The following is a 4,635-nucleotide window of genomic DNA, read 5'->3' on the forward strand; positions in this document are numbered from 1 at the left end:
ACACTTACGTATAGTTGTAAAGTCTTGACTAAGTTATGTTGTATTAATTTTTTTATTATTTTGTTAATGTAACTTAATATAAGTTAATGAATTTGTCTGAATCAGGATGTCCAGGATTTCAGGATTTTCAGGATTGTTATTGATTACTTTTCTGTTTGCATCAGAATCTAAAGATATTATAAGCTGTTGTGCATTTAATTTGTATAAGTGGAACAGGCATCTTGCCTGTTAAACAAGAGTTCAGAACATTAGGATTATACAATTTAGCTGTGTAACAGCTTATCATTATTTAATCTAAATTTATCATCTTTTCGTAAACCAGAAACTTAAAATAAAAATTACATCCTGTACATCCTCTAATCCTGGTTATCCTGATTCAGACAAAAAGATAGAAAATCAAACCATTAATTAAACAATAACATCCTGTACATCCTCTAATCCTGGTTATCCTGATTCAGACAAAAAGACAGAAAATCAAACCATCAATTAAACAATAACATCCTGTAAATCCTCTAATCCTGGTTATCCTGATTCAGACAAAAAGATAGAAAATCAAACCATCAATTAAACAATAACATCCTGTAAATCCTCTAATCCTGGTTATCTTGATCTTGCTTACACCACGCTATCAGAAAATTACAAAACTATCACAGTTTCACCTTGATTAACAACATCATAATAACGAATATGTAAAGTAATTTCTGCATCAAGTTTTTTCAGAAATATCAATAATTTACCCTCACTAAAACGCTGAAATTCACCATTCATTAAATGAGATACTTCCGGTTGAGAAATACCTAAAATCTCGCTAATTTCTCGCCGTTTCAAATTACGTTGTTTTAAAATTTTAATTACTTGTATTCCAATTTTACCTCTAGTTAAAAGTTCATCAGCATTAGCAAAACCTAAATCTTTAAAAACATTACCACTACTTTCTGTAAATGTCTTTTCTTGGTTCATTGTTCCTGTTCTCTTGCTACTGCATCTTTGTAACGTTGTTTAATCAAATCAACATCAGACTGTGGGGTTTTAATTCCCTGTTTTGACTTCTTCTGAAAAGCGTGTAAAACATAAATATTGTTGCCAATTTTTACTGCATAAACACACCTATAAGTATCCTACCTTCTTCATTATCCATTATATATAAAATTTCCTATAATTACAAATCAGATCATATCATAAAAATGAAAAATCACATCCTGTACATCCTATAATCCTGGTTATCCTGATTCAGACAAAAAATTTTGACTTTTGACTTTTGACTTTTGACTTTTGACTTCCCAAAGGGTGTCCTGATTCTGATAAAATAAACCATCCTGTAAATCCTATCCATTACCAATTACCAATCACCAATTACCAATTACCAATCACCAATTACCAATCACCAATTACCAATCCATGAAAAAATTATCTTTCTTATCTCTCTTAATTAGTAGCAGTTTCTTATTATTAGGTTTTCAGGATCAGGTGGCTAATTCTCAACCAAAACCATCAACTATTTGTCCTGGTAATAATTCTCGGTTTAGTATTGAATTTTTCAAGACTAATAATAAAGGTGAACGTTATTCAAAAGGAATTAATCATGTAATTGTTTTTAATCCTAAATCCCCCCATTTAGATTTTAAAGTAAATGTGGGTTTAGATCATAAAATCTATGCTAAGGATGGTAGGGGTAATTTTAGAAGAGAGTATATCCCTAAATTTTTTAGTCAATTGGTAGGTGATGAAAATTCCAAGTTAAATGGTAGAAAACCTATTGCAGCTATTAATGCAGATTATATAGATACGGTGAATAAACCCCAAGGTTTAAATATTTCTCGTGGTGTTGAATATTCTGGTGCTTTTAAAAATAAACGTTCTTCTTTTGCGATATCTGGAGGAAACCCCAGTCAGCGTGTTGCTACTATTCAGATAGGAAAAAGAGGATCTAATTTACTAAATTATAATGTAGTAGGTGGTAATGGTAGATTTTACAATCAGGGTGTTTTTAAAGATATTTGCAAAGCTTTAGGTGATTTTGCTTGTAAAGGTGCTACTAACCGTTCTATGGTAGCAATTACCAGTAAAGGTTATGTAATTCTGTTAGTTAATGATGTGAAAGCTAATTCTAGTATTCAAGTTTCTGCAAATAATAAAGAGTTGTTACCTAGTCAGTTTGATGATGTTTTAGAAGGTATTGCGAGAAATAATTGTTTAGGAAGAATTAGGGAAGGAATGTTATTTGATGGGGGTATGTCTCCAGGGTTGTTTTATAATAATAAGGTGTATGTGGAAAATTTTGGTCCCATTGGTTCGGTGTTTCTCATTTATAAGAAGTGAAAGATAGGTAGGGTTTGCTGAAAAATTTATCTGTGAGGAGTCAGGAGTTCAAGGAGTCAGGAGAAAGATAAATATTTCCTGTTTCCCCAATCACCAATCACCAATCACCAATCACCAATCACCAATCACCAATCACCAATCACCAATCACCAATCACCAATCACCAATATACTATTTTTCATATTGTTCATAAGCTGAAACGATCCTTTGTACTAAAGGATGACGAACAACATCTTTTTGAGTAAATTCACAAAAAGCGATACCTTCAACGTGCTTGAGAATTTGCAAAGCAACGGTTAAACCTGACTGTTGATGTAGAGGTAAATCAGTTTGCGTGATGTCACCTGTAATCACCATACGAGAACCAAAACCCAAACGAGTCAGCACCATTTTCATTTGTGCGGGTGTGGTATTTTGAGCTTCATCAACAATTACAAAAGCATTATTTAAAGTCCGCCCCCGCATATAAGCTAAAGGCGCAACTTCTATTATGCCCCGTTCCATTAAATTAGGGACTTTTTCAGGATCAATAAATTCATTAATAGCATCATAAAGCGGACGCAGATAGGGGTTAACTTTTTGTTGTAAATCTCCTGGTAAAAATCCCAGTTTTTCCCCAGCTTCCACCGCAGGACGGGTTAAAATTAATTTTTCAAATTGATTAGCTAGAAGTTCTTGGACAGCAACAACAACCGCGAGATAGGTTTTACCAGTTCCCGCAGGACCAATACCAAAGGTGAGATCGCGTTTACGAATAGCTTCAATATATTGTCGTTGACGGAAAGTTTTAGCGCGGACTTCTTGACCACGACGACTTTTAGCGAGGATATCGCGCTGTAGGTCTTGTAATTCACCTTGGAGATCGCCCTCTATTGCTTGACGGGCTGTTAAAATATCCGCAGTAGCAATATTATTACCTTTACTCCAGAGATTTTCTAGCGATCGCACTATTTTCACAGCTAGATCAACCTGCTTGTCTTGACCAGAAATGAGTAGTTCTTGACCCCGCAGCACCAAATTAGCTCCTGTTTGTTGAGACAGAAACTTGAGATTTGCTTCCCCATATCCCGCAAGAGCGATCGCACTGGGAATATTAGGCAGCCCAATTGTAACTGCACCTGCCATAGTGTTTATCAAAATTTATCAAAATTTATCAAAAATTTCTCAGAAGATAGACCCCCAACTTCTTGAAGAAGTCGAGGATCTGGGTATTGCGTTTTTTTCAGTCGTATTGACTTAGCAACAAAAGACTGCAAAAATCTTGGTTTTATAGTCGTAGACAGAGCAGTTAGGACGGGCGAAGTAGGGGCGAAGCATTCGGAAAATAACTGTGATCAAAATTGATAATTTATCGCCCGAATGCCTCACCCTTACAGGAAAATAGCTTTCAATAAAAATTGATCATTGATTGCCCGAAGGCTTCACCCCTACGACTCCTGACTCCTGCTATAACAATTTTTTTGCGGACTATCTTCATCTTTACCAGAACTACTTACTGGCTGAGTCACCTCAAAATTACCAGTTTAGACCGACCGAAAGCGGGGTTTAGCAATAGGTCTGGGGATGTCTCCACTTCTTTCTCGTGATCTTGGTGGGGGTATTCTTTCTTCCTGTTCTTCATCAAAAGACATACCATCCCGATTTTGGGTATTGCTGCCGTAGATGTCCAGGTATACTGACTGGCCAGCCAATTCTGCTGCTGCGGCAATTACCGTGCGAATTGCCTGAATATTGCGTCCCCCCCTACCAAAGACTTTTCCTTTGTCTGTAGGGTCAAAAGCGATGCGAATCCAAGCCCGTTTAAGGGTGTAAGACATTTCACAATCGACACTTAAAGACTCTGGAGACTCTAAAAACGGCTGTACAAGAAACTTCACCAGCCCAACATAGTGAGGACTGGCTGCTGGTAACTTCGGCTCAAGTTTATGATGCGGCGTTTGCACTGACTTGTTCAAAAACATTAGCTTTTACGAGGATGCGACGAACGGTGTCAGTAGGTTGAGCGCCTTGTTGAAGACGCTTAACAATACCGGGAACATCCAGACGCACTTCATCAGTTCTGGGGTTGTAAAATCCTAGTTCTTCTAGGGGACGACCATCACGACGAGACAGATCGTTAATAGCAATAATGCGGTAACTTGCTTCCCGCTTTTTACCAAATCGCTTCAAGCGCAGTTTGATCATGTTGAAAAATCGTTGTCCTGTTGGTAGGTAGTGATTTTGTGAATGAAATGATAATTGTAGCACGGTTAGGAGTCAGGAGTCAGGAGATCAAGGAGTCAGGAGTCAGGAGTCAGGAGGCAGGAGGCAGAAGGC

At 36.9% G+C, this 4,635-nt stretch carries 5 protein-coding genes and 1 pseudogene; 1 reads left to right on the forward strand and 5 read right to left on the reverse strand.

The genetic code is table 11. The features are described from left to right. Positions 1-636: 636 nt before the first annotated feature. Positions 637-960, reverse strand: coding sequence for a helix-turn-helix domain-containing protein (locus PN497_RS23885; RefSeq protein ID WP_096566139.1), 324 nt, complete (start codon positions 958-960; stop codon positions 637-639). Then, positions 957-1,106, reverse strand: a pseudogene (locus PN497_RS23890) (type II toxin-antitoxin system RelE/ParE family toxin); the annotation flags it as partial. The pseudogene PN497_RS23890 and the gene PN497_RS23885, both read right to left, overlap by 4 nt. Positions 1,107-1,398: 292 nt before the next feature. Between PN497_RS23890 and PN497_RS23895 the strand changes: the two are divergent. After that, entirely contained in the window at positions 1,399-2,319 is a 921-nt protein-coding gene (locus PN497_RS23895) for a phosphodiester glycosidase family protein (RefSeq protein WP_096566141.1), read from the forward strand. 171 nt (positions 2,320-2,490) lie between these two features. Here the strand turns inward: PN497_RS23895 and PN497_RS23900 are convergent, their stop codons facing one another. The 3 genes from PN497_RS23900 to rpsP form a co-directional block, all read right to left on the reverse strand. After that, a complete protein-coding gene (locus tag PN497_RS23900; RefSeq protein ID WP_096566143.1) occupies positions 2,491-3,444 on the reverse strand; it encodes a PhoH family protein in 954 nt (317 codons plus the stop codon). Between the two features lie 398 nt (positions 3,445-3,842). Continuing rightward, positions 3,843-4,280 carry a KH domain-containing protein gene (locus PN497_RS23905; RefSeq protein ID WP_096566145.1) on the reverse strand — a complete coding sequence of 146 codons (438 nt, stop codon included), beginning with the start codon at positions 4,278-4,280 and terminating at the stop codon, positions 3,843-3,845. Further along, positions 4,243-4,503, reverse strand: a complete 261-nt coding sequence (gene rpsP / locus PN497_RS23910) for a 30S ribosomal protein S16 (protein WP_096566147.1) — start codon at positions 4,501-4,503, stop codon at positions 4,243-4,245. The genes PN497_RS23905 and rpsP overlap by 38 nt, the downstream gene beginning before the upstream one ends. Between the last annotated feature and the right edge of the window lie 132 nt (positions 4,504-4,635).

Origin of the sequence: Sphaerospermopsis kisseleviana CS-549 (assembly GCF_028329225.1) — a bacterium.
GTDB classification, from domain to species: Bacteria; Cyanobacteriota; Cyanobacteriia; order Cyanobacteriales; family Nostocaceae; genus Sphaerospermopsis; species Sphaerospermopsis kisseleviana.